This is a genomic window from Candidatus Zixiibacteriota bacterium, from assembly GCA_035574315.1.
Lineage (GTDB): Bacteria > Desulfobacterota > Binatia > UBA9968 > UBA9968 > DATLYW01.
This window is the reverse complement of record DATLYW010000040.1, coordinates 43,224-68,848: the sequence shown is the minus strand read 5'-3', so window position 1 is coordinate 68,848 and position 25,625 is coordinate 43,224. Positions and strand designations below refer to the sequence as shown.

Genomic DNA, 25,625 nt, shown 5'->3' with positions numbered 1-25,625 from the left:
GATCCCCAAAAAGCCGGTCCGGTAGGTGAACGTCGGCAGCGCCGCCGCCGCCGCCGTCGCCTCCTTCTTCAGCTCCATCTGCTCCGCCTTGAGACGGCCTAGCTCCTGCTCCAGGGCCTTGATCCGGTCGTCCACCCCTTGCGCTCTCGCTGGCGCTGCCGCCAGCGAGGATAAAGCGAGCAGCGCGATGAGAGCGCTGAAAGGAAATAGTCTGGCTTTCATCCTTTTCCTCCTTTGTTGTTTGCTTGCCAATTCTTTCAACGCATGACCTATGTCTAAAGTTCTACTGTTTTGGTCAATAACCCGCGTGTACGAGCTTTTCGCACGCTATTTTTAGGACTAAAGACATAGGACTTTTAAACTATCGAACTATGATGTGTCAAGGGAAAAATCGAAAGTTTCTTTGGAAGCTCAACAGGCGCCAGATATAGTGGCACTTCCGTAAACCGGACACTTTTAGTAGTGAATTCAGTCCTCGAGTGCCGTAACAACTTGAAAGAAATGGCGAATCTGTCACACTGCGCTCCGAATGAAGTGGAGGCAGGAGATTGCAGGGGATTATGGATTCCCACGCGCGAAAGAAAATGGAAGCCGGCGCGCGTGGTTTCGAAGAACAGCGCGAGCCGGAGTCATGACTCGACAAATTGCCCTGCTTGTCTTCCTTTCTTTTTTCTCGGCGGCATGCGCCCCGCAGATCTTTGAAATCACCTCTCAGGAAGGCCCGCCCGGAACCAACGTCGGCCTTTCAATGCGCTACCTGGTCGGCTGGCCGCGGGTGGAGATAGGCGGAAGAAGCATGGATTACTACCAGCTCAAGCTATCCGCCACCCGTCCAGACAGGAAAGATGTGCCCGCGGAAGAGCTGGTCTGGATCGAGGATAAACGGCTGGAGTTTACCGTTCCCGATCTTGCGCCGGGGAACTACGTTGTAACGGTACATGACGACAAAGGGCCCCCGGGAGACCCTGTCTACTCTTTCCTGGAAACCGCTGCCTATCTCGCGTTTCCCCCGGTTTGGCCTTTCGTCATTCGCTCCAATCAGGTTCAGTTCGAGTTCCGTGTTCTGCCGCCGAAATAACGTCTGGTATTCCGCCTCCGGCGCCTTTGTGCCGCAGCGGGAGGCCGAACCCAGGCAAGCTGCGGCCAGAACTCAGGCGTCGCGTTGAGGAAAAACAGGTGGCCCGCCCCGTAAGAACACGCGCAGGAGTCGTCGAGCCGGAGATGCCGGAAGGGCCAAATCCTTCCCGGATTAACCTTGACTCTGCGTCGCGATGGCGTATATGATCCCCAGCGTTATGAAATCGGCATCGATCGCGTTGCTGTTCGCCACGCTCGCGGCAGGTTGCTCGTCGATTTCCCTTCCGTCGGTGCCGTGGTCCAAGTCACCCCCTCCGCCGGACCCGACAGCGGAGGCTCTCTTTCAGGAGGGCAACCGCTACTACAACGAAAAGCGCTACGTGCGAGCCCTGGATGCCTGGCAAAAGCTCAAAAGCGAGCACCCCTTCAGCCCGCTCCTCACCGAGACCGAGCTCAAGATCGCCGACGCCTACTATCTCAACAAGCAGTACCCCGAAGCGACCGCCGCGTTCAAGGAATTCCAGAGCATGCACCCCTTGAACGAAAATATCCCTTTCGTGCTTTACCGGCTCGGACAGATTCATTTCGACCAGTTTACCTCGACTGACCGGGACCAGAAGAATACCGAGATCGCGAAAACTTACTTCGAGAAGGTCATCGCGGATCACCCGAGATCGCCGTACGCCGCCGAAGCAAAGCTCAAGCTCGCCAAAGCCGTCGAGTACCTGGCCGAGCACCAGTTCAACGTGGCGTTTTTTTACTTTCAACAGGAAAAATACCCGGCTGCCGTGGACCGCTTCGAGGAAATTGTACGCAAATACCCCAATACGCCGACCGCGGTGAAAAGCCTGTTTTATCTCGGCGAAAGCTACCGCAAGGAGAAGAACGCGGTCAAAGCCACGCTCGCTTACGAGGCGTTGCTGCAGCACTATCCTGAAAGTCAGTGGGCAGGTGAAGCGAAGGTCCAGCTGGCGCAGATCGAGAAAGAAAGACACGACCCGCTCGCGCTTTTGTTGATGCGCGACCGTCGCCCGACCGCTCAGCCCTCGAGCAACGGCGCCGACTCGGCCGTCGCCAAGCTCAAGGATCTGAACCTCGTCGCCAAGAAAGAGGTCGTTTACGAGGAGCCCGGTGCGGAAAAAAGCCTCTTCCGCCGAGTCGTCGACAAGATCAACCCGTTTTCCTCTTCGGGAACCGACAAACCGGCAAGCAAGCAACCGGAGACCGGTATCGAGATGTTGACGGCCAAGAAAGCTGCGGAAAAGGAGGCATCTCCGGGCTGGTTCGCATGGCTGAACCCCTTCTCCGGCCGCAGCGCGCCCGGGGAAAGCGCGGTGAGCTCGAAAAGCGACGTGGTCGGGCAGATCGACCGATCCCTGAAAGCGGCGGGCACTGACCCGGTATCGGAAACCGCGGCGCTCGAGGCCCCGGCCGCGAATCTGCCCCCGGTCGATGCCCCTGAGTCAGTGAAAGTGGAGCCGACGAAGCTGTTGAGTAACATCGACCGGCGCCTGGAAGAAGCCGGCAAGAACCCGGCGGTGTTACCGCCGCCCCCTGAGATTGCGGAAGCCCTCAAAAACCCGGCCGTGGCTCAGGCCGCCATCGCAAAGACGACGGCAAAGGCCCAGCCTTCGGAAAGTCCCGTCACCAGCGGCCTCCTTGCCAATATCGACGAGAAGCTCAAGTCGCGCGGACTGGATCCCGACAAGGCGGCGGGTGCTTCCCCGGACGTGGGCACAGGCCCGCGGGAAGTGCCCGTACCTAAAAAAATCGAGCTCGAGCCCAAGCTCAATATCGAAAAAGGACCGCTTTTCCTGAACCCGGCGGAGATTTCCGTTCCGGAAAAGGCCGCCTCGGGGGACGGAGAGAAAAAGGACCCTCAGGCTGAGACCGCGCCGGCGGCGCCGGCAGGGCGGGAAATACCCCGCTTCGTCGTGCGCGGGCCTTCGCAACCCCGGGAGACGGACACAAACCCGGCCAAAGGCGCGAGAACGTCCCTGCCCGCCAGCGACGATGAGCCCAAATCGGCTCTGGAGCAGTTCCGCTCCGACATGGAAACCATCGGTAAGGCCCTCAATCCGTTTGCCTGGTAGAGCCTCGGAGCCGCTTACGGCGCTTTCCTGAGTTCAGAGTCCACCGCCAGCTCCGGCGCGACGGCAGTTTTTCCTTCCCGGGCGCGGGAGCCCCCGAGCCGTGCTGCAATCCAACCGGGAAGCGCAACCAGCCACCCCTGCGCCTGTTCGAGGTACAGGTAGACCACCGGCGTGATGTAAAGCGTCAGGATCTGCGAGACGACGAGACCGCCGACGACGGCAACGCCCAGCGGCTGGCGCGCCTCGCCGCCGGCGCCCAACCCGATCGCGATCGGTACCGCTCCCACGATGGCGGCCATCGTGGTCATCATGATCGGGCGGAACCGGACGAGCGCCCCTTCGTAAATGGCCTGCGCCGGGCTCTTGCCTTCGTTGCGCTGCCCCTCGAGGGCGAAATCGATCATCATGATCGCGTTCTTCTTGACGATGCCGATGAGCATGATCAGGCCGACGAACGCGTAGATGCTGAGATCCATGCCGAGCGCGAAGAGCGCGATCAGCGCGCCGAGGCCGGCGGACGGCAGCCCGGAGAGGATCGTCAGGGGGTGGATGAAGCTCTCATAGAGGATGCCGAGCACGAGATAAACGACGAAGACCGCCAGCGCCAGCAGCAGCCAGAGGCTTTTGATCGACGACTGGAACTCCTGCGCGGTGCCCTGGAAGTTCGTGTTGATCGTGGCCGGGAGGTTTTCCCGGGCCAGGCGGTTCACGAGATCGACGGCGTCGCCCAGCGCCACGCCTTCTCTCAGGTTGAACGAGAACGTCACCGACGGAAGCTGGCCCGAGTGGTTGACCGACAGCGGCCCCGCGGAGTACTGCAGGGTCGCGAGCGAGCCCAGCGGGATCATCGGCTGCGCGGAAGCGATCTGCCCGGTGGTCGAGCGGATGTACAGCATGGAGAGGGCCGAGGGATCCTTCTGAAATTTCGGATCGATCTCGACGATCACCTGGTACTGGTTGTTCGGCGTGTTGATCGTGGAGACCTGGCGGGTGGCGTAGGCGTTCCAGAACGCCTCCTCGATCTGCCGCGCGGAGATGCCCTGCGCGGTGATTCCCATGGTCGCGGCCCTGTCCCGATCGATCACGACCTTCAGCTGGGGATTCTTGAGCTGAAGGTCGCTTGCGACGTCCCTCAATTCCGGCAGCGCCTTGAGCCTCTCCTCGAACAGCGCCGCGTGGCGGTAGAGCTCCCGGGCATCGGGGCTCTGGAGCGTGAACTGGTAGAGGCTGCGGCTGAGGCGTCCCCCGACGCGGATCACCGGCGGGTTCTGCAGCGAGACCCTGACGCCCGGGACGCGCGACAGCTTCGGCCTGAGCTCCCGGATGATCTCGTCCGCGGAAAGGGGCCGGCAGCGCCTGATCCAGAAACCCGAGCAGACGTCCGGCCTTTCCGACCTGGGCTTGAGCTTGATGAAGATGCGGCCCGTGTTCCCCGTCAGCGACGACCCTCCAACGCCGACGCTCGAGAAGAAGGATTCGACGTTCGGGTCCCGGCCGACGATTCCCGCCAGCTCCTGCTGGTACTGAACCATCTGCTCGAACGCCACCCCCTGGGCCCCCTCCGTGTTGATGAGGATCTGCCCGGTGTCCTCGCTCGGGATGAATCCTTTGGGCACCAGCCCGAACAGGTGAATCGTGGCGAGCAGCACCACAACCGATGTCACCATGGTGGTGACGTGGTGCCGCATCACCCAGCGCAGGCTCGCCTCGTAGCCGCGATTCATGCCCTCCAGGCAGCGGCCCAGGAACGCGTAGAGCCGCCCGTGGCCGCGTCCCTTCTCCGGCTTGAGGTAGCGGCTGCAGAGCATCGGCGTCAGGCTCAGCGAGATGAACCCCGAGACGAGGATGGCCACGCAGATCGTCACCGCGAACTCCCGCAGCAGCCTTCCGAGCATCCCGGTCATGAACAGCACCGGGATGAAGGCCGCCACCAGCGAGAGGGTCATCGAAACGATGGTAAAGCCGATCTCCTTCGCGCCGTTGACCGCCGCCTCGTAGGGGGGCTCTCCCTCCTCCACGTGGCGCACGATGTTCTCCAGGACCACGATCGCGTCGTCGACGACGAAGCCGACCGCCAGGGTGAGCGCCATCAGCGAGAGGTTGTTGAGGCTGTAGCCGAGCAGGTACATGACCGCGAAGGTTCCCACGATCGACATCGGCAGGGCGAGGCTCGGGATGATCGTGGCCGAGGCGTTGCGGAGAAACAGGAAAATCACCAGGACGACGAGCACGATGGTTCCCGCCAGCGTCAGCTGGACGTCGTGCACCGATTCGCGGATCGACTGCGTCCGGTCGAAAAAGACTTCGAGACTCACCGATTCCGGGATTTGCGCGCGCAGGCCCGGAAGAATCGCCTTGATGGCATCCACGACCTCGACGACGTTGGCGCCCGGTTGACGCTGCACGCCCAGAATAACCGCGCGCCTGTTGTTGAACCAGCTGGCGACCCTGGTGTTTTCGACGCTGTCGACGGCCCGGCCCAGGTCGCGAATGCGGACCGGCGCGCCGTTGCGGTAGGTGACGACCATCGGGCCGTACGCCTCCGCGTTGGTGAGCTGCGCGTCCGACACCAGGGTATACGCCCGGGTGGGAGCATCGAGCGTTCCCACCGGCAGGTCGACGTTGCCGCGCTGCACCGCGCTCACGACGTCGTCGATGCCGATCTGGCGGGCGGCGAGCCGGGCGGGATCCAGCTGGATGCGGACGGCGTATTTCTGCGAGCCGAAGACGTCGACCTGCGCCACGCCGCTCACCATCGAGATGCGCTGAGCGAGGATGGTTTCCGCGAATTCGTTGACCTGCCAGAGCGGCAGCGTTTCCGACGTGAGGGCCAAGAGCAGAATGGAGAGATTGGCCGGGTTGACCTTTCGATACGAGGGGGGGTTGGGCATGTTCTGCGGCAGATCGCGCGCCGATCGCGCGATCATCGACTGGACGTCCTGCGCGGCCGCGTCGATGTTGCGGCTCAAGTTGAACTGAAGCGTGATCTGGGTGCGCCCCAGAGTGCTCGTCGAGCTCATGGAATCGAGCCCGGCGATCGTCGAGAAGTTCTTTTCGAGCGGCGTCGCCACCGCCGACGCCATCGTCTCCGGGCTGGCGCCGGGCAGGTTCGCGGTCACCGTGATCGTCGGAAAATCCACGGTCGGGAGATCGCTCACCGGCAGCGACCGGTAGCCCATCGCCCCGAAAATGAGGATGCCGAGCATCACCAGCGTGGTGGTGACCGGCCGGCGGATGAAAAGCCCCGACATGTTCACGATGGGTTGCCCTGCTCCCCCCTGGCGCCGCCCCGCCCGCCCGTCAGCGTCTTGATCTCCACCCGCGATCCGGGACCGAGGAGAAATTGTCCTTCGCGGACCACCGTCTCTCCGGCCCGCACCCCCTCCCCGATCACCGACTCGCCCTCCTGAGTACGCTCGACGGTCACGCGCCGGACCTCGACGGTCTTGTCCGGCTTGATGACGAAGACGTGCTGCCCTTCCGGCCCCGCCTGAATCGCTTCGGACGGCAGCACGATCGCGTCACTCTCGATACCGAGGATGAGCGCGACGTCGACGAACTGGCCGGGCCAGAGCCGCCGCTCGGCGTTCTTGAACTCGGCCTTGAGCTTGACCGTGCCGGTCGTGCGGTCGACCGCGTTGTCCACGAACACCAGCACTCCCCGTTCCGGCCTCCCGCCGTCCGCCGGAAACCGGGCCTCCACCGCGAGTTTCCCCGCCGCCATGCCGCGGCGGATCGGGATCAGGTGCTGCTCGGGAACGGAAAACGTCACGTTCACCGGCGCCACCTGATTGATGATGACCAGCGGGGTCCCGTCGTTGACGCGGACCAGATTGCCCTCGTGGACCAGGAGACTGCCGAGCTGCCCGTCGATCGGCGCGTAGATGTAGCAGTAGCTGAGCTGGACTTTGGCGTTCTCGACCGCGGCCTGGTCCGCCTGCACGACCGCCTCCGCGGCGTCCGCGTTGGCGCGGATCTGATCGTATTGTTCCTGGGAGACGTACTGCTTTTTTACCAGCTCGGCATATCGCCGCGCCTGCTCGCGGGCGTTGTGCAGCTGGGCCATATCGCGCGCCAGCGCCGCTTCCGCCTGCTTGAGGGCGGCCTCGAAGGGGCGGGGATCGATCACGAACAGCAACTGTCCTTTCCGGACGCTTTGCCCCTCCGTGAAATGCGCCTTGGTGAGGACGCCGGTCACCTGGCTCTTGACGGCGACGGTGGCGTACGCTTCGACGTTGCCGACGGCCCGGATCTGAACCGGCACCGGCTTGCGGACCGCGATGGCGGCCAGAACCGGGATCGCTTCCCGCGAGCGCGCCCCGGAACCCCGCCTTCCGGGGGCCCCGTCCTGGTTTCCGCTCCTGGGCTGGGATTTGGTCAGCGACCAGCCCGAAAACTGCTGGAACCCGGCAAAGCCGCCGACCACGAGAAGCAGCGCCGCGATCCAGAGAGACCGCCTCATAGCGGGGCCGCCTCGCGACTTGCCCGTCCGCTCCCGGCAAGGCGCCCCTCGGGCGTGCTCCGCCGGGCGACGGCGTTACTGGCCGATGGCTCGAGCGAGCTGGGCTTCGGCGATCTTGTATTCATAGAGCGTCCGAACATAGTTCGTCTGGGCGTCGGTGTAAAGCGTCTGCGCGTCGGTCACCTCGATGATCGAGCCGACCCCGACCTGGTAGCGGCCGTTGGCCAGATCCAGGTTTTCCTTGGCCGCCAGCGCCGCCGCCTCGTTCGCCTTGATCCGCTCCGCCAGCTCGACGAGTCTAAGATAGCTCTGCTCGACTTCCAGAGCAACTTGCTGTTTTTGCTGCTCCTCCTGCGAGACGATCACGTGATAGTTGCGCAGCGTTTCCTCGACGCGGTACGTCGTGCGAAAGCCGTCGAAGATCGGAATGTTGAAGCTCAGCTGAACCGACCACGCGGGCTGCAGGGGAAACGTGTTCCTGCCGTTGTCGCTCGAATGCCTGCGACCGTAGCTCGCGTCGAAAACGAGATCCGGAAGGTGGCCGCGGCGCGCGGTCGCGAGGTTCTGGTCCTGAGCGCGCCGCTGGGCTTCGAAGCTTTTCAGCTCCGGGCGCGAGGCATAGGCGAGCTCCCGGGCCTGCTCGAGCGTGAACGGGATCGGCGTCATGGTCACGTCCTCCACGAGCGGCCGCTCCGCCAGCTCGCGCACGCCCAGCGCGTTCTTGAGCGTCACCCAGGCGACCTTGACCGCGTTTTGCGCCGTGATCAGGTCCGCCTGGGCGTTGTACAGGTTGGACTCCGCGCGCACGACGTCGATCCGGGGACGCGTCCCCACGTCGTAAAAGCCGCGCGCCTGGCGCACCAGCAATTCCCGGCTCCTGACGGTCTCTTCGCGCACGCGGACGATGGCGCGCAAGCCAAGATAGTTGAAATAGGCCTGCTTCACCCCGAAAACCACGCTGTCGACGGCCGTGCGGTAGTTGTGCAGCGTCGCCGCGCGCGTTTCGCGCGCCGCCTGCACCGCCCCCTCGCGCTTGCCGAAATTGTAGAGCGTCATGCTGAGATTGCCGAGGCTGGCGTACGACTCGGTGGCGCGAGACTCCGTGGCGCCCTGGCTGGTTTCGTACTGGTTGCTCAGGCTGAGCGTCGGGTAGTAAGCGGCCAGCTGCTGGCCGAGGACCGCCTCCTGTGCCGCGATACGCTCGCGCGCCGCCTTGATCGCCGGATGGTGGTCGTAGGCGATCTGCAGCGCCTCGTCGAGCGTCAACACGCCGGCGGGCTGCGCCTGCCTGGACAAATCCATCTGCACCGCGGGCTGAGTCGGGACATCCGCCGCCCGGGCCGCGCCCGCGGCAAGCGCGACGGCGAGCACGATCCATCGGCAACGGAGCCTTCCTGGCTGCAAGTCTAACCGGTTGCGCCGACACGTCATAAAAAACCCTCCTTGCTCGTGGCCCGCAGATTATAGTCCAGCCGACGTCAATGCGAAATCGCGACGGCGGTGCTTCGCGCAGAGAAGCCATCGCGGCTTCGGCAGAGCCGAGGTCAGGGCGGGTCCTACACCACGAAGAGATCGGGATCGAAGGAACGAAAGGAATGGTTTCGGCAAAAGAAGACACCATCCCTTCGCGACCTTGGTCTGCTTCGCGGTCGGCATGTTCCGCGCGTCCGTCTAAGGACGCGCGCCATCGACGCGGGAGGTTCCCTCTTTGCGGCGGAGGGACAATGAACGAGGGCGCGTCACGGCAGCACGGCGAAGATCCTGAGCGGGGCGCCGCTCCCTCCTTCGATCTTCATGGGGATGGCGAAAATGGTCGCGCCTCGCGCGGGGAGCCGCTCCAGCGACGCCACGTTTTCGAAGATCGGAACGTTGGCCTGACCGAGGACTCGATGAACGGCGAAATCGCGCGAGGGGCCGTGATCGATGCTCGGCGTGTCGATCCCCACCGCTTTGATCCTCCGTTCGCGCACGAGAAGCTCGGCCGCTTCCCTGCCGAGTCCCGGAAAATGAAGCCCCGCGGCGTCTCCCGGCTCCTTCGATCCGAAGTAGCGCTCGCGGTCGCCCCAATACCGCCCCCAGCCCGTCCGGATCAACAGGATCGCTCCTTCAGGCAGGCGGCCGTGTCGCTTTTCCCAGGAACGAACGTCGGCTGCGGTCACGAGGTAGTCCGGGTCCTTTTCGGTCTTGGCCCGCACATCGAGCACGGCGCCCGGCCCGATCAGCCTCCCCAGCGGGATCTGCCCGGTCGTCCATCGCCCCTCCGCGAAGTGAAACGGCGCATCGAGGTGCGTCCCGGCGTGCTCCGAGCCGGAGTAGTCGTAGGAGGCGTACCAGAACCCCTGCGGCGTGCGCCCCTCCGCTACCCGCTCCAGCCTGAACGGCTTCGCCGTCGGCCAGTGCAGTGTCTTCTCGCCGAAGCCGTACGTGAGATCGACGATTTTGCGCTCGTCGATCGCGCGAGCCGTGGCCGCCGACAACAAGCACCCGAGCGCGACAACGACCGCCAGTCTCATGGGTCCCTCCGACGGACGCGTTTCGGGGCGGCGCTAGCGGCTGCCCCTCACGGCGTCCAGCTGCCTTCTCGCGTCGGTGAAGCCGGGATTGATCCTGAGGGCCGCCTCCAGCTCTTTTTCTGCTTCCCGATAGCGGCCCGCTTCGGCCAGTGTCCTGCCCAGCTCGTAGTGCGCCACCTCGTCATCGGGGCAGAGCGCCAAACCCTCGCGGTAAAGGGCGATCGCCTTGTCGCGATCGGCGGCCGCCTGCGCCTTTTCGAAATAGTCGGTGAACGCGCGCGAGCAGTCGCGCCTCTTCCGCTCCTCGGCCTCCTGCGCTGCGAGCAGTTTTTGAATCTCTTCGCGCTGCCGGGCGATCTCGATCTCCTGCTGTCGGATCTGCTCCGCCTGCTTTTCGAGAATCTCGGAGTTGCAGCCCGCCAGCCAGGCCGCGAAAAAAAAGCAAGCGGCCGCCGCGGCCGTGTTCAGCCGGGCCGTCGCCAGGTTGACCGAGGTCCTCCTCATCCCTTCTTGCTTTATGGCCTTACCCCGGCTGCTCACCCGCCTGCAGGGCGAAGAAGATCTTCTCCGCTTTGATCGGCAGATCCTTGATGCGCACCCCGACGGCGTCGAAGACCGCGTTGGCCACCGCCGGAGCGACCGGAATCAGAGCGCTTTCCCCGATGCCTTTCGCGCCGAACGGCCCGTTGGGATGCGGCGTCTCGACGCAGACCGTTTCCAGTTCCGCGGGCATGTCCGCGAGCGACGGCAGCACGTAGTCGACCAGATTCGGATTGACGAGCTGGCCGTTATCGTAGGCGATCTCCTCGAACAGCGCCTGGCCGATGCCGGTGATCGCGGCTCCCGCAAGCTGCTGGCGGCAGCCGAGCGGATTGAGCGCCCTGCCCACGTCGACCGCGGTGGCGTACTTGAGCAGCCGCACCTTTCCGGTCTCCACGTCCACCTCGACCTCCGCGGCGCCGGCCGCCAGGAACCAGAATGCGGAGGTGCTCTTTTCGCCGCGCTCGTCCTTGACCGAGGTCCTGACCTCGCCCCGCCCGACGAGCGTCCCGCCGCGCATGCCGAAGCGCTTGAACATCACGTCGGCGTACTCGAGCACGGTCTCCGCGGCCCGGATCTTTCCGCCGTCGAAGCGGACCTGCTCCGGCGGGACGCCGTATTCCTCCACCACCGCGCGCTCAAGCTGGGCGAGAACGTCCCGGGCCGCGAGCTGCACCGCCTTTCCCATGTGGAATGTCGAGCGGCTCGACGAGGTGGTGAGGTCATAGGGCACCACGTCGGTATCGACGCCGAGCACCTGGACCTTCTCGAGCGGAATTCCCAGCTCCGCCCCCGCGATCTGCGCCAGAACCGTCTCCGAGCCCTGCCCCATTTCGACCGTTCCCGCGTAGATCGACAGGCTTCCGTCCTCGTTGAGCTTGACGACCGCCGAGGAGATCGAGGGGGTGATTGTCGCCTTGATCATGCAGGCGAGACCCCTGCCCCGCCGCAGCGGTCCCGCCTGCGCCTGGCGCGGCTCGTCCCAGCCGACCGCCTGCGCCGCCGCGTCGACGCACGGGCGAAGCCCGATGCTCCGCAGCGTTTCCCCGGTCACGAACCGGTCTCCCTCCTCGTAGCCGTTCTTGCGCCGGATCTCCCGGGGATCGATCCCGAGCGCCGCAGCGATGATATCCATCTGCGACTCGACCGCCCAGGCGGACTGCGAGACCCCGAACCCCCGGAAGGCTCCGGCGGGCGGCTTGTTGGTGTAGACCGAGTAGGAGTCGATCCTCAGGTTCGGAATTCGATAGGGCCCGGCCGCCGTGTAACCGGACTTCTTGGCGACCCGAGGCCCGATCTCGGCGTAGGCCCCGGTATCGAGGTGGATCTCGCACTCCCGCGCCACCAGCGTTCCGTCGTTCTTCACCCCCGTCTTCATGCGGATGGCGGCGCCGTGCTTCGTGATCGTGTAGAACACCTCTTCGCGCGACAAAAGCACCCGCACCGGGCGGCCCGCCTTGAGCGCCAGAGCAACCGTGATCGGCTCGACCTTGGGATAGACCTTGCCCCCGTAGCCGCCGCCGAGATAGGGCACGATCACCCGGACGCGAGAGACCGGAACCTTGAAGATGCCCGCCAGCTGCGTGCGCACGACGAACGGATTCTGCGTGGTCGCCCAGACCGTGATCCGGCCCCCCGGCTCCACCGAAGCGATGCAGGCGTGGGTTTCCAGAAAGGCGTGCTGGGTGGCGGGCAGGGTGAAAACGTCTTCGAAGATCCGGTCCGACTCCGCGAAGCCCCGCTCGACGTCGCCCTGCTCCAGCTTGAAGTGCGTGCAGACGTTGGTTCCCGCCACGGGCCGGATCTCGGCGAGATCGGCGAACCCCGACTCGGGAATACGGATCGACTCGTGGACGAGCACGGCGCCCGGCCGCAGCGCCTCGCGGACGTCGAGCACTGCGGGAAGCTCCTCGTACTCCACGTCGATCAGGCCGAGCGCCTCCTCGGCCGCGTCCTCGCTCACCGCGGCGACGGCGGCCACCGGGTCGCCGACGTGGCGGACCTTTTCCACCGCCACGATGGTCTGATCCTTGAAGACCGGCCCGTAATAGGGCTCGATCCCCTCGTCGTGGGCGATATCGTCGCGCGTCAGCACCGCCACCACCCCGGGATGGCTGCGGGCGCGCGCGGCGTCGATGCGCCGGATGCGCGCGTGGGGCAGGGGGCTGCGCAGTATTTTCCCGTGGCACATCCCCGCCACGGTCATGTCCGCCAGGTAGCGGGCCTGTCCCGTGACCTTGGTTTCGTAATCGAGACGGCGAAAGCTTTTCCCGATTTCCGGCGGTTCCATCGTGTTCTCGTGGCTACCGGCCCGCCGCGCTCCTGACCGCCTGCAGGATCTCCCGGTAGCAGCCGCAGCGGCAGAAATTTCCCGCGAGGTAGTCCCGAATCTCCTGATCGGTCGGGCGCGGCTGCTCGTCGAGCAGCGCCTTGGCCGTAAGAATGAATCCCGGCGTGCAGTAGCCGCACTGCAGCGCGCCGTGCTCCATGAACGCCCGCTGGAGCGGGTGCAGGCCGCCTTCACCCGCCAGCCCTTCGATCGTGAGCAGCTCCCCGCCGTCGGCGTCGACGGCGAGAACCGAGCAGGCGCTCACCGCCTTGCCGTCCAGCAGCACCGTGCAGGCGCCGCACACCTGAATGTCGCATCCCAGCTTGGCGCCGGTGAGCGAGAACCGCTCCCGCACCAGCTCGAGCAGCGTCGTCCGCGGCTCGACCTCGGCGCTCCGTTCGATCCCGTTCACCTTGACGGCGATGGTCTTTTTCATCTCGCTTCCCGGCCTGGCGGCGGCCGCGCTCACGCAGCCCCGAGAGCCTGCTCCCAGGCTTTCGCCGCCGCCCTTCGGACGAGCGTGCGCACCATGGCGCGCTTGTATTCTTCGGAGCCCCGGAGATCGCCGACGGGGCTGCATTCCCGGGACGCGGCCTCGCCCGCCCGCTCCGCCAGCTCCTGGCTGAATTCCTTTCCGGCCAGGAGCGCCTCCGCCCCGCGCGCCCGCGACGGAACCGGGCCGACGCAACCGAGCACCACGCGCGCGTCCGCGCAGGCGTCCCGGTCGGCTTGCAGCCGGATGCGGACCGCGACCCCCACCGAGGGCTTGTCCACGACCGAGCTGCTGGAAAAACGAACGTAGCAAACGCCCGAGCGGGCGGGCGGCGGAGGCAGCACCACTTTCGTGAGGATCTCGTCCTCTTGCAGGCTCGTCTGGTAGAAGTCGACGAACAGCTCCTCGACCGGGATCGCCCGCATCCCGCCGGGCCCCGCGATCTCGACCCGGCCTTCCAGCGCGATGAAGATCTGGGAGAGATCGGTCAGAGGCTCCCCCGAGGCGAGATTGCCTCCGACGGTCCCGACGTTACGCACCCGGATGTTGGCGACTTCCCTCTCGGCCTCGGCGAGCACGGGAAAATGGCGCCGCACGACCGCCGAGGTCTCGATTTCGCGATGCGTCACCAGCGCTCCGATCACCAGCCCGCTCTCAGCGTCGAACCGGATCTCCCTCAGGCCGGCGATCTTTTTGATGTTCACCAAGACCCTGGGCCGATAAAGGCCCTGCTTCATCAAGATCGTGAGGTGAGCGCCGCCGGCGTAAACCCTGGCTTCGCCGCGGTGCTGGCGAAGCAGCCCGCAGGCTTCTTCGACGCTGCCTGGTTCCAGATAATCGAAGCTTCTCACGGCTTCTCTCGAGCCGGCTGCGCCCCCTGGATTTCGGGCTCCGGAGGGGAACCGTTTGCACGAAGCGACGGCGGCTGAAGGGCTCGAACGATCGTCACCTCGAACGACGAGCGCTTGAAGTCAAATATATTTCACCCTGTCCACCCCGGGAATCTCGACCTTCTCGAAGCGCCAGCGGTCGGCAAGCGGCGCGGTCGCGTCGATCCCCCACGCGGCGGTAACGCGCGGCGCCGGGACGGACGGATCGAGGGTCGAGCAGGCGATCCGGGGAACGACGATGATGTCCCTGTCCGGCTGCATCCGCGTGCTGAGCGCCCATTCGACCTCGAGCGGATTGGCGACGTCGATGTCGTCGTCCACGACCGTCACCTGCTTCAGCCCGATGCCGAGAGCCAGCAGCGCCAGAATCAGGTTGCGCCCCTCTTCCTGGCTGCGCTTCTTGATCGAGACCACCGCGTGGTGGCGAAAGGTCCCGCCGGGCGTCATGTGGACGGCCCGCACCTCCGGGACGATCTTTTTCGCTTCCCGGTAGACCACCGCCGCGTTGGCGTACTCGATCAGCGTGTGGTTCTCCGTCACCGGCATTCCCGTGAGCGCGGTCTGATAGATCGGTTGCTCGCGCATCGTGATCGCCGTGACCTTCAGCACCGGCGCCTGCTTCGCCTCGCTGTAGCAGCCCGGGTATTCGCCGTAGGGGCCGTCGGCGACGCGCTCCCCCGGAACCGTGACGCCCTCGATGACGATTTCGGCGCGCGCCGGAACCTCGACATCGATCGTCTCGCAACGCACCAGCTCCACCGGCGCGCCGCGCAGCCCGCCCGCGATATGGTACTCGTCGATCCCGTAGGGTACCTTGGCCTGCGAGCCGATGACGATCGCCGGCTCGACGCCGATCGCCGTCGCCACCTCCAGGCCGCGCCCCTGTTCTTCCGCCATCAGGATCATGCGCCCGAGATGGTGGTCGGGGGGAGCCCAGAGCGAAAGCCGGTCTTTTCCGAGGACCAGCATGCGGTGGATGGAAAGGTTGCGCACCCCGGTATGCGGGTCTTTGCCGACCTGCACGCCGATGGTGATGTAGGGGCCGCAATCCTTGCCCGCGTGGGTGACGACCGGAAGCCTGGCGAGGTCGATCTGATCCCCGCTCCAGCGGATCTCCTTGACCGGGCCCGTCCTGGCGATTTCCGGCGGGATCCTTTTTTCCTCGAGCGCAAGGTAGCGCTCGAGCAGCTCGTTTTCCGCCACGCCCAGTCCCAGCGCGACCAGCCTGCGCGTGGCGAAGAGCCCGCCCAGGACCCGCCAGCCCGGGAACCCCTTGACGTTCTCGAAAAGCAGGGCCGGCCCGCCGATGTCGGAAGTCTTGCGCACCCCGGCGGCGATTTCGTACTTGACGTCGACCGGCTCCTTGACCCGGAGCAGCTGCCCCCGGGTTTCCAGATGATCGAGGTACGCTCTCAGGTCTTCGAACACTGGCCGTCCCCGCGGCGCGATCGCCGGCGCTGCATCGTTCATATCAACGAAACGGCTGCGACTTCAACCGCAGCAGAGGCAGCACGTCGGTCATGAAGCGCTCGACCTGCCCGATCTGGTTCGGCGAGGTGAAGCGCAGCACCGGGGTGGTGATTCCCATCTCGATCCACCCCTGGATCATGCGGGCGCACTCTTCCGGCGGCCCGTGCGCCAGCCAGATCCGCAGGAGCTCCTCCGGAGGATAGCCCGGGCCGTAGTAGCGGTCGAAATAGCTCTGCGATTCCGCGCGGGCGGCGCGGCGATCGTCGTTGATGTTCACCATGCCATGGATCGCGACCTCGAAGGCGCCGAGATCCCTGCCCTGCTCGGCGGCGAACCTTTCGATCAGCTCCAGCCGGGCGCGCAATTCGTCGGCCGGTACCGCCATGGTGATGAAACCGTCGGCGAGCGTCGCCACCCGCTTCATTGCGATCTCGACGCCGCGGTCGCCGACCCGTTTGCGATCCGGCGTCACCGCGATCCAGATCGGGCAGGGCTTCTGAACCGGCTGCGGCGCGATGCGGCATCCCTCGAGGGTGTAGTATTTGCCCCGGTGAAAAACCTCCTCGTTGTTCCAAAGGCGCCGAAGCAGCCGGATCCCCTCGGTCAACCTGCCGACCCGCTCGTCGGCGCGCGCGCCAAACGCCCTCATCTCGCCTTCGTGGCCGCCGCCGATGCAAACCCCGAGAATCGTCCTGCCCTTCGAAAGCTGGTCGAGGCTCGCCCACTGGATCGCGAGCGCCACCGGATGGCGCACCGGAAAGCTCGCCATACAGATCACTCCCAGCCGCACCCGAATCGTCCGCGCCGCCGCGGCGCTCAGCATGACGATCGATTCGATTCTCGGCTTGTGGAGGAAGCTGTCGCCGAACCACACCGAATCGAAGACGCCGGACCGCTCGGCGAGTGCCGCCGCCTCGAGAAGCGTGTCGATGCCGGCGAGGCCGAAAAGGACCCCGCGGTTCGGCAGGCTGAGCCCCCATCGGACCGGAAGGTTGCGCATCGCGTTTTACTCCTATCGCGCTTGGCGCCGGGGCTGTCAAGCGCGGAAAAGACCGAAGCGACCTGGACGCGGATGCCGGCTCCGAGCGGTGCAGATTCCCGCTGGAGCGGGCTCTACTTCGCCCTTGACAGCCGTGACCTCGTTCGCGCTATGGTTAGGCCGTCGTAGGCGGCGGGCGGGAATCGAAGCGGCTCTGCAAAACAGAGGAGCGAGCACATGCCCAAGGACCTCAGAAGCTTTCTGGACGAGCTGGCGGAGCGACGGCCGCAGGACATCTTCGTCGTCGACCGGGAGGTCGACCCCGAGCACGAGGTCTGCGCCATCGTGGAGAAGTTCGAGCGCGAAAACCGATTCCCGCTGGTTTTCTTCAAGCGCATCAAGGGATCGGGCTTCCCCCTGGTGATCAATTTGGGAGCGACCTACGAGCGGCTGGCGCTCGCCCTGGGTTCTCCCAGCGTGCCGCAGATGGTGCGCGATCTCGCGGAGCGCGAGCGCCAGCCGCTGCCGGTCAGAGAGATTCCGGCGAGCGAGGCTCCCGTCAAGCAAGTTGTCCTGCGGGGAAAGGACGCCGATCTCGACCTCTTTCCGATCCTGGTCCACAACGAAGGAGACGCCGGCAAGTACATCAACGCAGCGGCGATGATCTGCAGGCAGCGGCGGACCGGCGCGGTGAACGTCGGCATTTATCGCCACCAGAAGCAGGGTCGCCGCCAGCTCGGCTTGATGATCAACCCCGCCAACCACGGCAACTACGTCCGGGCCGAATACGAAGATCACGGCGAGCCGATGGAGGTGGCGCTGGCGATCGGCCATCACCCGGCGCTCGCCATGGCAGCAGTGAGCAAGCAGGCGGGCGTGGGGCAGGAGCTGGAGGTGGCGGGCGCCTTTCTGGGAGAGCCGCTCGAGGTCGTCAAGGCCGAAACCGTCGCCCTCATGGTGCCGGCCCGCTCGGAGATCGTGATCGAGGGAGTAGTGCCCCCGCACAAGAGGCACTACGAGGGGCCGTTCGGCGAGTGGCCGCACTACTACTACAAGGAAGGCGAGCAGCCCTATATCGAGGTCACGGCGATCACGATGCGCAAGAACCCTATTTACCAGAGCATTCACAGCGCCCACTTCGAGCACAACATCATCGGCGCGGCGCCGCGTCTCGGAAGCCTGTTCCGTCGGGTTCAGGAGGCGGTTCCCAGCCTGACGGGCGTCAACATGCCGATCTCAGGGGCCGCGCGCGCCCACTGCTACATCTCGCTCAAGAAGCGCGCCGAGGGCGAGCCCAAACAGGCCGCCCTGGCGGCGTTCGTGACCGACCCCAACATCAAGCACGTCATCGTCGTCGACGACGACATCGACGTGTTCAACGAGACTCAGGTCCTGTGGGCGCTCGCCATGCGCTTCCAGGCCGATCGCGATCTGGTGATCATCCCGAACATCATCGGCTCGCACCTGAACCCGACGGCCTACGGGCACGATCGGCTGCAGAAGGGGCCGATGGAAACCAAGCTGATCTTCGACGCCACCAAGCCGTTGCCGCCCTACGACTTCCCCAAGGAAGCCGGGGCGCCCGCGGAAGTTCTGTCGCGCGTCGATCTTGCCCGGGACGCGCGGCCGTACGAGCCCGGGAAGGACCGCCGCGTGCTGACCGGGCGCGGCTGAGCTTCACGGCGGCGCGGACGAGCGGCCGTCCGACGGCCGCCGTCTGTGAGGCACATGGTCGAAATCCGGCACGTATTCAAGACCTTTCACAAGTCCGGCAACGACGGCGCCGGCGGCGCGGTCAAGGCGCTCGCGGACGTCACCCTCTCGGTGCGCGACAACGAGTTCGTCAGCATCATCGGGCCGAGCGGCTGCGGCAAGACGACTCTGCTGAAGATGATCGACGGCCTGCTGCCGTACGACAGCGGCGAAATCCTGGTGGACGGCAGGCGCGTCACCGGACCCGGGCCGGAACGGGCGGTGGTGTTCCAGACGTTCGCCCTGCTGCCCTGGCGCACGGTGCTGGCCAACGTCGAGTTCAGCCTGGAGCTGCGGCGGGTGCCGAAGGCGGAGCGGGTCGATATCGCCCGGGACTATCTGAGGCGCGTCGGCCTCGAGGACTTCGCGAACCATTACCCGCACGAGCTTTCCGGCGGGATGCAGCAGCGCGCCGGGCTCGCGCGGGCGCTCGCGGTCAACCCCGCGATCCTGCTCATGGACGAGCCGTTCGGCTCGGTCGATGCTCAGACGCGCCAGCTCCTTCAGGAACAGCTGCTCGATCTCTGGCAGCGCGAGCGCAAGACCGTCATCTTCGTCACCCACAGCATGGACGAGGCGGTCTGTTTGTCGGACCGGGTGGTCGTGATGACGCCCCGTCCCGGGCGGATCTCTGAGCTGCTGGAGGTTCCCTTGCCCCGCCCCCGCGCGGCGGACGAGATCCGGCGGGACCCGCGGTTCGTCGATCTCACGAGTTACATCTGGTCGAGCCTGAAGAAGGCGATGGTGAATCGCGCGTGAACGCCCGGCTGAAGAGCAACGCCGCATCGATTCTCGTCCTGCTGGCCCTGTGGGAGATCTGCGGCCGCGCGGCCGATAGCGTGCTGATACCGCCGCTCTCCCGGGTGGCCGCCGCATGGATCCGCCTCGCGGCAAGCGGCCGGCTGTGGGACAGCCTCCTCATCAGCCTCGCAACGCTGGCCGCGGGCTTTTGCCTTGCGGCCGCCGCCGGCGTCGTCGTCGGGCTGCTGATGGGCCGCTTTCGCGAGGTCGAGCACCTGCTCGATCTCTACATCAACGCCCTGATGTCCGCCCCCGCCACCGCTTTCGTGCCGGTGCTGATCCTCTGGCTCGGCCTCGGCGTGGCGTCGAGGATCGCCGTGGTCTTTTTCTTCGCTTTCTTCGTTGTCGTGGTCAACACGCTCACCGGCGTCAAACAGGTCGACCGGACCTTCCTGGAAATGGCCCGCTCCTTCGGTGCCCGGGAAACCGAGATTTTTTTCAAGGTGATGCTGCCGGCGGCGGCGCCGGCCATCTTCGCGGGCATCCGTCTGGGCATGGGACGGGCGGTCAAGGGAATGGTGACCGGTGAGATGCTGCTGACGCTTACCGGAATGGGCGGGATGATCATGCAGTACGGCTCCGCCTTCGCCACCGACGCGCTTTTCGCGGTGATCCTGACCGTGCTCGTCGTCGCCTTGATCACCACCAAGGCGGTGCAGCTCGTCGACCGGCGGCTGACCGGGTGGAAGGCGGAGATCGCCGTCGAGTGAGAGTTCGACCCGGAGGAGGTGCTGTCATGGCCAAGTCGTTTTCACGATTGATCGCGTTCGCGCTGGCCCTTGCCGCCCCGTGGATCTGGAGCGCCGAGGCCCGGGCGCAGAAAAAGGTGGTCTTCGCCTACCCGTCGTCCGCCGATATGGGTGACATCCCGTCGCTGCTGGCCTGGGAGCGGCTGAAGAAACGGGGAATCGAGGTCACCCCGAAGTTCTTCCCTAAGACCGACCTCGCCGTTCACGCCGTCGTCGCCGGAGAAGCCGATATGGGCTCCGCGGCCGGAATCGCCGTGGTCAAGGCGGTCGAAAGCGGGCTCAATGTGAGAATTGTCGGCGAGCAGGTGCGCAACGAATGGCAGCTCGTGACGCCGGTCGCCATCAAGGAACCCAAGCAGCTCGACGGCAAGCGTGTCGGTTATCACGCGCCGGTGACCGTCACCGAAGCGCTGGTCAAATGGATGGCCCGCCACTACAAGATCGCGCCGAACTGGATGGTCATCCCCGGCTCCGAGGTCCGCGCGGAGGCGCTGATGCGCGGGCAGCTCGATGCCACGCCGGCTGAGATCGCCGACGTCCTGAACATCCTTCAGGCCAAGCCCGGCCAGTTCCACGTGCTGATCTCTTACGCCAAGATCTTTCCACAGCTGATCGGCTCGATGTACTTCGCCCGCGCCGACTACGCCCGGAACAACAGCGCCACCGTGGAGGCGGTGCTGGAGGCGATCCTCGAGGTCCACCGCGAGGTCGAGAAGCGCCCGGCGCTGGTCAAGGAAAACGCGCTCCGTTTCCTGCCGGAAGCCAAGCCCGGCCTGATCGACGCGACCGCAGCCACCTACAGGGAGCTGAGGATCTGGGACGCCAACGGCGGCGCGGACAAGGAGCGCGGCGAAGCCAGCGTCAAGTTCTTCGAGGAAGCGGGCCTGCTCAAGAAGGGCTCGGTAAGCTTCCCGCAGGCCTTCGACATTGCTCCTCTCGAGCGGGTTCTCAGGAGGATCGGCAAGAACTGAAACGGCGGAGGCATGAAACGGTTGCTCCTCAGGCTGCTGTCGCTCTTGGTGCTCGCCGCGGCGTGGGAGGCGGCCGGCCGTACGCACAACCCGCACCTGCTGCCTCCCCTCTCCCGCGTGGCGGCCGCGTGGCTCGAGCTGGCCCTCTCCGGAGAGCTGTGGAGCGCGCTGGGCGTGAGCTTTCAGGCGCTCTGGCTCGGCTTCCTGCTCTCGGTGCTCCTGGGGATCCCTTTAGGGCTGCTCATGGGCCGCTACCGGGCGGTCGAGGCCTTTCTCAATCTCTATATGACCGCCATGCTCGCGGTTCCGATGATCGCCTTCATTCCGTTCCTCGTGATCGCCTTCGGCCTGGGGCTGCAATCGCGCGTCTGGGTGGTTTTCCTCTTCGCCTTCGTGATCATCGCCGTGAACACGGCGGCGGGCGTCCGCAACGTGGACCCGAACTTCGTCGAGATGGCGCGCTCCTTCGGGGCGCGCGAGCGGGAGCTTTTTCTCAAGGTCGTACTCCCGGCCGCGCTGCCGATGATAATGGCGGGGCTGCGCCTGGGCATGGGGCGGGCCGTTCTGGGAATGGTCACCGGCGAGATGATCCTGGCCGCCGTCGGCTTCGGCGCCATGCTCATGAGGTTCGGCGCCTCTTTCGACAGCCCGTCGCTGTTCGCAACGCTTCTCACGATCGTCGTGCTTGCGGTGGCGCTCCTGGGTCTGGTTCAGCGCCTCGACCGGCTGCTGGCGCCCTGGCAGGCGGTCCCTTGAGCGGCTTCGTCCGCTCGGGGCGGGCTCACCTGTAGATCAAGACGCGCAAGTCTTTCCCGCGCCCGCCTTCGGGGCAGGCGCTGATCCCGACCAGGCAATCCATTTCGGCCCGCAGGTCCATGCGGTCCCCGCCGGGGCGCGGTCGGATCATCGAATAGCGCATCGTGCCCGTTTTGGCGTTGATCACCATCGTCTGAAAGATATTGAGCGGGCTGGGAATGTCTTCCTTGGCGATCCCGTAAGGCTTGAGCGCTTTGGCCAGGTTTTCCCAGCACCCGTGCTTCGGGGCGGCGCCCCGCCTGCGCCCGAGCCGTTTCCAGACTCCCCCGTAGATCTTGAAGATGCGATCGCCCCATTTGCGGTAGAACGACGTGCTGCACATTCCCTTTTCCATGTCGTGCGTGCCCCGATAGGTATCGCCGACGATCGTCATCATCACGTTGTTGAACTTCGAGATCAGGAGATCGCCCTTGGTCACGTAGATCTTGCCCTGGTCGACCTTCGTGCGTGCCTGATCGAAGCGCTCGCGGACGTTGCGAAGGTTGAAGACCACGAAATCCGCAGTGGACTCGCCGATGACCCGGACGGTGCGGCCTTTCTTGACCGGAAAAGCTCTGCCCGTGTTACTCTTGATGACGAACTCGCTGATGATCTCCACGTTGACCTCCACAGGGAACGGTTTCCAGTTTCCGGTTCCTGATTTTCACATTGGACCTCGAACCTGAACGATTGAACCCGCGCCGCGGAAGGTCTCGGCCCGAGCAATCACGGCACGTGCGATACGTCGTCTCCATGACGTACGGACGACTCACTAATAGCCGGACGGCTCCATCGAAAGCAAGCCGCGCCATGGTCAAGCCACGCGGAGATGTGGTATAGACTTGGCCGGCGGCGGCGTTAAGGGGTCGAAGCGTCCGCGCAACCGAAGATCCTCGGTCGGGAAGCGAGGGAATGACGGAAACGGCGCCCGGAAGCCGGGCAGAGAGCCTTCCAGGAGACAACGTCGTCATCCGGGTGGAAAACGTCTCCAAGCTGTTCCGGACTCCGGAGGGACGGACGATTCGCGCGCTCCAGGAGGTCAACCTCGACGTGAGCCACGAAGAGTTCGTCACCGTCGTGGGGCCGAGCGGCTGCGGCAAATCGACGCTCCTCAAGCTCATCGCGGGGTTTTCCGCTCCCTCCTCGGGCCGGATCGTCTTCCAGAACGAGGAGGTGCGCGGGCTCAACACCAAAGTGGGATACGTGCCGCAGGAAAGCAAGCTCTTTCCCTGGCTCACGGTCGAACAGAACGTCGGCTTCGGGCTGGACGCGAAGCGCTACCCGCGGGCCAGACGCGACGAGCAGGTCCGCTACTTCATCAATCTCGCCGGTCTCGCCGGCTTCGAGAAATACTACCCGGCGCAGCTCTCCGGCGGCATGAGCAAGCGGGCGTCGATCGTGCGCGCGCTGGCGTATGAACCCGCGGTGATTCTCATGGACGAGCCCTTCGGCCCTCTCGACGCGCAGACTCGAATGGTGCTGCAGGACGAGCTGCTGAAGATCTGGGAACGGAAGCGCCAGACCATCGTTTTCGTCACCCACGATCTGGTCGAGGCGGTGGCGCTGGCCGACCGGGTGGTCGTCATGACCCACCGTCCGGGAAAAATCATGGACGTCATCAGGGTTCCAATGGAGCGCCCGCGCAACATCTTCGAAATTCACCGGCAGGCCGGATTCGACGAAGCCTACGGCCGCCTGTGGAAAATCTTCCGCCATGAGCTCAACCTCGGAGCGCGTCAGGACTAGGGTCGATGGCTGACGGCGTAGGCGAGCGGCCGCGACGCGTGACCGGGACCCCGGCGCGGGCGGGAAGCTCGCGTTCCACCCGGGCGCTCTGGGTGACGCTCGTCCGCGTGGCGATCATCGGCGGCTTCCTCACCCTTTGGGAGATCGCGTCGGGGAGGTGGATTGAGCCTTTCCTCATCAGCAGCCCGACGCGAATCGTCTCTTCTCTGATCACGGGCTTTCGCTCCGGGGATCTCCTGCTGCACACCTGGGTCACCTTCGTCGAAATCGCGATCGGCTTTCCGCTGGGAGCGATTTCCGGCATCGCCCTGGGTTACTGGTTCGGGCGCAGCCGACTCCTGGCCGAGATCTTCGAGCCCATCATCATCGCGCTGAACGGCATTCCCCGGACCGCGGTCGCGCCCCTGTTCATCGTCTGGCTCGGGATCGGCCTGTGGTCGAAAGTCGGCGTGGTCTTTCTGCTGACTTTTTTCCTGAACTTCTTCAACACCTACAGCGGCATGAGGCAGATGGACCAGGAATACGTCGATCTCGCGCGCCTGATGGGTGTTCGAGGCTGGAGGCTCTCGCTCAAGGTCATTTTTCCCGCCATCTCTCCCTACGTCTTCACCGGAATTCGAACCAGCATTCCTTTTTCCATCATCGGCGCGATCGTCGGCGAATTCATCGCGGCGACCGAGGGGATCGGGTTTTTCATCCGGCTTTCGGCGGGCATCTTCAGAACCGCCGACGTTTTCGTCGGCATCATCGTCCTGATGTTCATGGTGATCCTCATGGACAGGGTCGCCGATACCGTCGAAAAACGGGTTTTGAGGTGGCAGATCCAGACGGAACACGTGCAAATTCAAGGGTAGAAGAGGAGGCCGCAATGAAGCCATGGACGTCGTCTCATCCGCTTGCGACGCTCTTGACCGTCTCGCTGCTCTTGTTCGGGACGGTTTCCGCGCCGCGCGCGCAACAGAAGGATCTCCCCGAGGTCACGATCGCCACCGCGGTTTCCAACATGGCGTTCGCCGCTCTCTGGGTGGCCGAGCAGCTCAAGTATTTCGAGCAGGAAGGAGTGCGCGCAAAGATCACCGTCGCCGGAGGCGGTTCTCCCTGCCAATCCGCGGTGGTCGGCCGGTCGGTCAATTTCTGCGCGTCATCGTCCGAGGGCCTGGTTCTGGCTCACGTGGAAGGGGCGCCGCTGATCGCGGTCCAGGCCCACAATCGAAACCTGACGCTCAGCGTGGCGATCCGCAAGGAGATCGTCGACAAGCTGAAGCTCACCCGGAAAAGCCCGCTTGGCGCAAGGCTCAAAGCGCTGTCGCAGCTCGGACCCATCGGAGCCACCAGCCCGGGCGCGGTGTCCGAGCAGATCTTCAAGTTCCTCGTGGCCAAGGCCGGAGGGGATCCGTCGAAGCTCAAATTCGTTTACCTGGGCGGGCCCCAGCTGCCGTCCTCGCTGATGAACAATGTCATCGACGCCTTTGCGCTTTCCCCTCCCTCGGCCGAGCTGACCGAAGCCGCGGGAAAAGGGTATGTCCTGCTTCCGCTCGGTCTCGGGGAGGTTCCGGAGCTGACCGATTACCCGTATGAGGTTCTGATGGCGCGGCCCGATTACGTGGAAGCCAACAGCAAGATCGCCGTTGCGGTGTCGCGGGCGATCTCGCGCGGCGGCGCCCTCTTCCATAGCAACCCCGAGGCGGCCAAGGCCGCCTTGCGGGCTCACCGGTTCTCGGACCCCAAGAAGCTGGACCAGAAGGTTTTCGATTTGTCGGTCGACATGGTCAGGCCGGCCATGCCTCGCTGGGGCAACATGACGAGCGCCGGCTGGAAGAAGGTGATCGACTTTGCCGCCGGGGCGGGCATCGTCAAGGATGCATCGAAAATCCCGCCCGCCGACGAAGGAGTCCTGTGGACCAACAAATACGTGGGGAAACCGTAGCACCACGCGTTGGAGGTCCGTCGTCCGCCGGCCCCGGG

General features: G+C 65.1%; 22 protein-coding genes. 10 read left to right on the top strand and 12 right to left on the bottom strand.

Annotated features, from left to right (window positions below; translation table 11 throughout):
- Window positions 1-222 (bottom strand): hypothetical protein (locus VNN77_14475; GenBank protein HXG52598.1); only part of this gene is annotated, 222 nt, incomplete at its 3' end.
- A 307-nt stretch (window positions 223-529) separates the two neighbouring features.
- Between VNN77_14475 and VNN77_14470 the strand changes: the two genes are divergently transcribed.
- Both VNN77_14470 and bamD read left to right on the top strand, forming a co-directional pair.
- Window positions 530-1,078: a hypothetical protein gene (locus VNN77_14470; protein ID HXG52597.1), complete on the top strand. Its 549-nt coding sequence runs from the start codon at window positions 530-532 to the stop codon at window positions 1,076-1,078.
- 202 nt (window positions 1,079-1,280) lie between these two features.
- The gene (gene bamD / locus VNN77_14465) at window positions 1,281-3,170 is read left to right on the top strand and encodes an outer membrane protein assembly factor BamD (GenBank protein ID HXG52596.1); all 1,890 of its coding nucleotides are present in this window, start codon (window positions 1,281-1,283) and stop codon (window positions 3,168-3,170) included.
- Between the two features lie 14 nt (window positions 3,171-3,184).
- On the opposite strand, the gene VNN77_14460 is transcribed toward bamD, so the two are convergent.
- The 10 genes from VNN77_14460 to VNN77_14415 form a co-directional block, all read right to left on the bottom strand.
- Window positions 3,185-6,427, bottom strand: coding sequence for an efflux RND transporter permease subunit (locus tag VNN77_14460; GenBank protein HXG52595.1), 3,243 nt, complete (start codon window positions 6,425-6,427; stop codon window positions 3,185-3,187).
- Complete coding sequence (locus tag VNN77_14455) at window positions 6,424-7,632, bottom strand: efflux RND transporter periplasmic adaptor subunit (GenBank protein ID HXG52594.1); 1,209 nt, start codon at window positions 7,630-7,632, stop codon at window positions 6,424-6,426. Before VNN77_14455 ends, VNN77_14460 begins: the two co-directional genes overlap by 4 nt.
- Before the next feature lie 75 nt (window positions 7,633-7,707).
- Window positions 7,708-8,934, bottom strand: a complete 1,227-nt coding sequence (locus tag VNN77_14450) for a TolC family protein (GenBank protein HXG52593.1) — start codon at window positions 8,932-8,934, stop codon at window positions 7,708-7,710.
- Window positions 8,935-9,371: 437 nt separating this feature from the next.
- The gene (locus VNN77_14445) at window positions 9,372-10,145 is read right to left on the bottom strand and encodes a cyclase family protein (GenBank protein ID HXG52592.1); all 774 of its coding nucleotides are present in this window, start codon (window positions 10,143-10,145) and stop codon (window positions 9,372-9,374) included.
- 33 nt (window positions 10,146-10,178) lie between these two features.
- Window positions 10,179-10,649 (bottom strand): tetratricopeptide repeat protein, encoded by a 471-nt coding sequence (locus tag VNN77_14440; GenBank protein ID HXG52591.1) that lies wholly within the window; start codon window positions 10,647-10,649, stop codon window positions 10,179-10,181.
- Window positions 10,650-10,668: 19 nt separating this feature from the next.
- Window positions 10,669-12,975: a molybdopterin cofactor-binding domain-containing protein gene (locus VNN77_14435; protein ID HXG52590.1), complete on the bottom strand. Its 2,307-nt coding sequence runs from the start codon at window positions 12,973-12,975 to the stop codon at window positions 10,669-10,671.
- A 13-nt stretch (window positions 12,976-12,988) separates the two neighbouring features.
- Window positions 12,989-13,450, bottom strand: a complete 462-nt coding sequence (locus VNN77_14430) for a (2Fe-2S)-binding protein (protein ID HXG52589.1) — start codon at window positions 13,448-13,450, stop codon at window positions 12,989-12,991.
- A gap of 29 nt (window positions 13,451-13,479) precedes the next feature.
- Window positions 13,480-14,358, bottom strand: coding sequence for a xanthine dehydrogenase family protein subunit M (locus VNN77_14425; protein HXG52588.1), 879 nt, complete (start codon window positions 14,356-14,358; stop codon window positions 13,480-13,482).
- 120 nt (window positions 14,359-14,478) lie between these two features.
- The gene (locus VNN77_14420; protein ID HXG52587.1) at window positions 14,479-15,825 is read right to left on the bottom strand and encodes a UbiD family decarboxylase; all 1,347 of its coding nucleotides are present in this window, start codon (window positions 15,823-15,825) and stop codon (window positions 14,479-14,481) included.
- 43 nt (window positions 15,826-15,868) lie between these two features.
- Window positions 15,869-16,867, bottom strand: coding sequence for an LLM class flavin-dependent oxidoreductase (locus VNN77_14415; protein HXG52586.1), 999 nt, complete (start codon window positions 16,865-16,867; stop codon window positions 15,869-15,871).
- 216 nt (window positions 16,868-17,083) lie between these two features.
- On the opposite strand from VNN77_14415, the gene VNN77_14410 reads away from it, so the two are divergent.
- Genes VNN77_14410 through VNN77_14390 form a run of 5 tightly spaced genes read left to right on the top strand, consistent with a single transcriptional unit; the run spans window position 17,084 to window position 21,875 of the window.
- Window positions 17,084-18,520 (top strand): UbiD family decarboxylase, encoded by a 1,437-nt coding sequence (locus VNN77_14410; protein ID HXG52585.1) that lies wholly within the window; start codon window positions 17,084-17,086, stop codon window positions 18,518-18,520.
- 54 nt (window positions 18,521-18,574) lie between these two features.
- Window positions 18,575-19,357, top strand: a complete 783-nt coding sequence (locus tag VNN77_14405; GenBank protein ID HXG52584.1) for an ABC transporter ATP-binding protein — start codon at window positions 18,575-18,577, stop codon at window positions 19,355-19,357.
- Window positions 19,354-20,109, top strand: coding sequence for an ABC transporter permease (locus VNN77_14400; protein HXG52583.1), 756 nt, complete (start codon window positions 19,354-19,356; stop codon window positions 20,107-20,109). Before VNN77_14405 ends, VNN77_14400 begins: the two co-directional genes overlap by 4 nt.
- A gap of 26 nt (window positions 20,110-20,135) precedes the next feature.
- Window positions 20,136-21,119, top strand: coding sequence for an ABC transporter substrate-binding protein (locus VNN77_14395; protein ID HXG52582.1), 984 nt, complete (start codon window positions 20,136-20,138; stop codon window positions 21,117-21,119).
- A 12-nt stretch (window positions 21,120-21,131) separates the two neighbouring features.
- Window positions 21,132-21,875, top strand: a complete 744-nt coding sequence (locus VNN77_14390; GenBank protein ID HXG52581.1) for an ABC transporter permease — start codon at window positions 21,132-21,134, stop codon at window positions 21,873-21,875.
- Between the two features lie 25 nt (window positions 21,876-21,900).
- On the opposite strand, the gene VNN77_14385 is transcribed toward VNN77_14390, so the two are convergent.
- Window positions 21,901-22,533 carry an urea carboxylase-associated family protein gene (locus VNN77_14385; protein ID HXG52580.1) on the bottom strand — a complete coding sequence of 211 codons (633 nt, stop codon included), beginning with the start codon at window positions 22,531-22,533 and terminating at the stop codon, window positions 21,901-21,903.
- Window positions 22,534-22,826: 293 nt separating this feature from the next.
- On the opposite strand from VNN77_14385, the gene VNN77_14380 reads away from it, so the two are divergent.
- The 3 genes from VNN77_14380 to VNN77_14370 are packed head-to-tail and all read left to right on the top strand — an operon-like array spanning window position 22,827 to window position 25,587.
- A complete protein-coding gene (locus VNN77_14380) occupies window positions 22,827-23,660 on the top strand; it encodes an ABC transporter ATP-binding protein (GenBank protein ID HXG52579.1) in 834 nt (277 codons plus the stop codon).
- A gap of 5 nt (window positions 23,661-23,665) precedes the next feature.
- Window positions 23,666-24,514: an ABC transporter permease gene (locus VNN77_14375; protein HXG52578.1), complete on the top strand. Its 849-nt coding sequence runs from the start codon at window positions 23,666-23,668 to the stop codon at window positions 24,512-24,514.
- 14 nt (window positions 24,515-24,528) lie between these two features.
- Window positions 24,529-25,587, top strand: a complete 1,059-nt coding sequence (locus VNN77_14370) for an ABC transporter substrate-binding protein (protein ID HXG52577.1) — start codon at window positions 24,529-24,531, stop codon at window positions 25,585-25,587.
- Window positions 25,588-25,625: the final 38 nt, after the last annotated feature.

Coding starts and splice junctions, on each gene's coding strand:
- VNN77_14470 (HXG52597.1), top strand. CDS start 530: ATGAAGTGGAGGCAGGAGATTGCAGGGGATTATGGATTCCCACGCGCG.
- bamD (HXG52596.1), top strand. CDS start 1,281: ATGATCCCCAGCGTTATGAAATCGGCATCGATCGCGTTGCTGTTCGCC.
- VNN77_14455 (HXG52594.1), bottom strand. CDS start 7,632: ATGAGGCGGTCTCTCTGGATCGCGGCGCTGCTTCTCGTGGTCGGCGGC.
- VNN77_14450 (HXG52593.1), bottom strand. CDS start 8,934: ATGGATTTGTCCAGGCAGGCGCAGCCCGCCGGCGTGTTGACGCTCGAC.
- VNN77_14445 (HXG52592.1), bottom strand. CDS start 10,145: ATGAGACTGGCGGTCGTTGTCGCGCTCGGGTGCTTGTTGTCGGCGGCC.
- VNN77_14440 (HXG52591.1), bottom strand. CDS start 10,649: ATGAGGAGGACCTCGGTCAACCTGGCGACGGCCCGGCTGAACACGGCC.
- VNN77_14435 (HXG52590.1), bottom strand. CDS start 12,975: ATGGAACCGCCGGAAATCGGGAAAAGCTTTCGCCGTCTCGATTACGAA.
- VNN77_14430 (HXG52589.1), bottom strand. CDS start 13,450: ATGAAAAAGACCATCGCCGTCAAGGTGAACGGGATCGAACGGAGCGCC.
- VNN77_14415 (HXG52586.1), bottom strand. CDS start 16,867: ATGCGCAACCTTCCGGTCCGATGGGGGCTCAGCCTGCCGAACCGCGGG.
- VNN77_14410 (HXG52585.1), top strand. CDS start 17,084: ATGCCCAAGGACCTCAGAAGCTTTCTGGACGAGCTGGCGGAGCGACGG.
- VNN77_14405 (HXG52584.1), top strand. CDS start 18,575: ATGGTCGAAATCCGGCACGTATTCAAGACCTTTCACAAGTCCGGCAAC.
- VNN77_14395 (HXG52582.1), top strand. CDS start 20,136: ATGGCCAAGTCGTTTTCACGATTGATCGCGTTCGCGCTGGCCCTTGCC.
- VNN77_14390 (HXG52581.1), top strand. CDS start 21,132: ATGAAACGGTTGCTCCTCAGGCTGCTGTCGCTCTTGGTGCTCGCCGCG.
- VNN77_14380 (HXG52579.1), top strand. CDS start 22,827: ATGACGGAAACGGCGCCCGGAAGCCGGGCAGAGAGCCTTCCAGGAGAC.
- VNN77_14375 (HXG52578.1), top strand. CDS start 23,666: ATGGCTGACGGCGTAGGCGAGCGGCCGCGACGCGTGACCGGGACCCCG.
- VNN77_14370 (HXG52577.1), top strand. CDS start 24,529: ATGAAGCCATGGACGTCGTCTCATCCGCTTGCGACGCTCTTGACCGTC.